This is a genomic window from Microvirga sp. Mcv34 (assembly GCF_024519725.1).
GTDB lineage: Bacteria > Pseudomonadota > Alphaproteobacteria > Rhizobiales > Beijerinckiaceae > Microvirga.
In genome coordinates, this window is the sequence record NZ_JALJRK010000212.1 from 1 (window position 1) to 2,037 (window position 2,037).

A 2,037-nucleotide genomic window follows, 5' to 3' on the forward strand; every position below is an offset into this window, starting at 1 on the left:
CTGCGCGAGAACCTCGCCCGTTTCCTGCGCGAGGTGATCCCGACCGCGGAAGAGGTCGGAATCCGCATGTGCATCCACCCGGACGATCCGCCGCGTCCGCTCATGGGCCTGCCGCGCATCGTGTCGAACGCGGACGATATCGCCTTCGTCCTCGGGGCCGTCGATGCGCCCGCCAACGGCCTCACGCTGTGCAGCGGCTCGCTCGGCGCCAACCCGGTCAACGACGTCCCGGCCATCGCGAAGCGCTACGCGGACCGGATCTGGTTCGCTCATCTGCGCAACGTCGCCAAGGACCCGGACGGCTCCTTCATGGAAGCGGACCATCTCGGCGGCGACACCGATATGGTCGCCCTGGTCACGGTGCTGCTCGAGGAGCAGAAGCGCCGGCAGGACGCGGGCGACAGGAACTGGCGCATCCCCATGCGGCCGGACCATGGGCACGAACTTCTCGACGACGTCGGCAAGCCCACCCATCCCGGCTACCCTGCCATAGGCCGCCTGCGCGGCCTCGCCGAACTGCGCGGCGTGATGCAGGCCGTGTCATCGCTGCGGGACTTGCCGCTTTAAGGGGGCGCCCTCCGGCGTATGGTTCGTCGGAGCGAAACCCACCACGTCATGGCCGGCCTTGTTCCGGCCATCCCGCTTCTGGGAAGCCCCGCGCCTTTCCGATCTGTGCCGCTACCCCAGCAGATTCCGCAATGTCCGCATGAACACGCGAACGCCGATGCCGATCAGGTCGTCGGGGAAATCGTAGTCAGGATTGTGCAGGCTGGGATGATTCTCTCCCGCGCCCAGGAAGAACATGGCGGCCGGGGCCTTCTGGCCGAAGCGGCCGAAATCCTCCGAGGCGCGCATGGGCAGGTTGCCCGCGTCGTAGGGCACGCGCTCCTCGTCGAGGGCGCGGCGAAGATGGGCGACGGCTTCCGGCGCGTTCTCGCAATGGGCGAAGATGTCGTCATGGGAGATCTCGACGCTCAGGCCCTTCTCCCGCGCAGCGCTGAGGACGAGATGCTCGGCGCTTACACAGAGGTCCTCCATCCCGGCATCGGTCAAGGTGCGCAGGGTCGCCCAGATCTCCGCGCGGGCCGGAGCCACGCCGAAGGCGGGCTCCCCGATCTTCACGTGGGTGATCGTCACCATGGAGAAGCCGTCGTCCAAGGGGCCGCCACGGCCTAAAGCGGTCAGCGCCGGCAGCAGTTCGGCCACGACGGCGACGGGAGAAACGCCGGTCTCCGGCATCGATGCGTGCGCGGTCTTGCCGTCCAGAACGATGCGCATCCCCCGGGACGCGCAACTCACCGGTCCCTCCACCAGCGCCGCGTGGCCGAAGGGCATACCCGGGAGATTGTGCAGGGCGAAGGCGAAATCCGGACTGATCTCGCGGAAGCGCGGATCGGCCACGACGGCGGCGGCACCCGAACCGTCCTCTTCCGCCGGCTGGAACATCAGGACGGCGCGGCCACGCCGCGGACGCTGGCGGCCGAGAACGCGGGCGAGACCCGCCAGGATCGCCATATGCCCGTCATGGCCGCACAGATGCCCCTTGCCGGCTGTCCCCGAGCGATAGGCAAGATCGGAGATTTCCTGGATGGGCAGCCCGTCGAGTTCCGCCCGGACCAGGACGGTCGGCCCCGGCTCCTTGCCTTCGTAGATGGCGGCGATTCCATGGCCGCCGAGGCCAGTCAGAATCTGGTCCGGGCGCGTGGCGGCGAGGAAAGCGCGAACGTCCCGCGCCGTCTGAACCTCCTGCCGGGAAAGCTCCGGCGCGCGGTGCAGCTTGTGCCGGAACGCCACCAGATCGACCACGTCCTCGTTGGTCAACACCATGGATCGCCTCCACGCCGAAGCCCGATGGGAGCGGAACGCTCAACCGATGACAGCCCGGCCTGTTTCGGCCCGACGTTATGGACCCAAGCGCGGGCTTCGATCAAGTCATCGAAAGGATCAGGCGATTGAGTGACGAGAGTGTCGTTCCCGGTCGAAGCGCAGCGGAGGGGAAGGGAATCCATCTGCACGCTCCGAACCCTGGATCCCCTT

At 67.8% G+C, this 2,037-nt stretch carries 2 protein-coding genes; one reads left to right on the plus strand and one right to left on the minus strand.

Annotated elements, in window-relative coordinates; all coding sequences use genetic code 11:
* Nucleotides 1-567: mannonate dehydratase (gene uxuA, locus OC446_RS30135; protein WP_262032556.1), on the plus strand; the 567-nt coding region annotated here is incomplete at its 5' end.
* 111 nt (nucleotides 568-678) lie between these two features.
* Here the strand turns inward: uxuA and OC446_RS30140 are convergent.
* Nucleotides 679-1,827, minus strand: coding sequence for an amidohydrolase (locus OC446_RS30140; protein WP_262032557.1), 1,149 nt, complete (start codon nucleotides 1,825-1,827; stop codon nucleotides 679-681).
* Nucleotides 1,828-2,037: the final 210 nt, after the last annotated feature.

Excerpts from the sequence above, each read along its gene's own strand:
- OC446_RS30140 (WP_262032557.1), bottom strand. The coding sequence starts at position 1,827 with ATGGTGTTGACCAACGAGGACGTGGTCGATCTGGTGGCGTTCCGGCAC.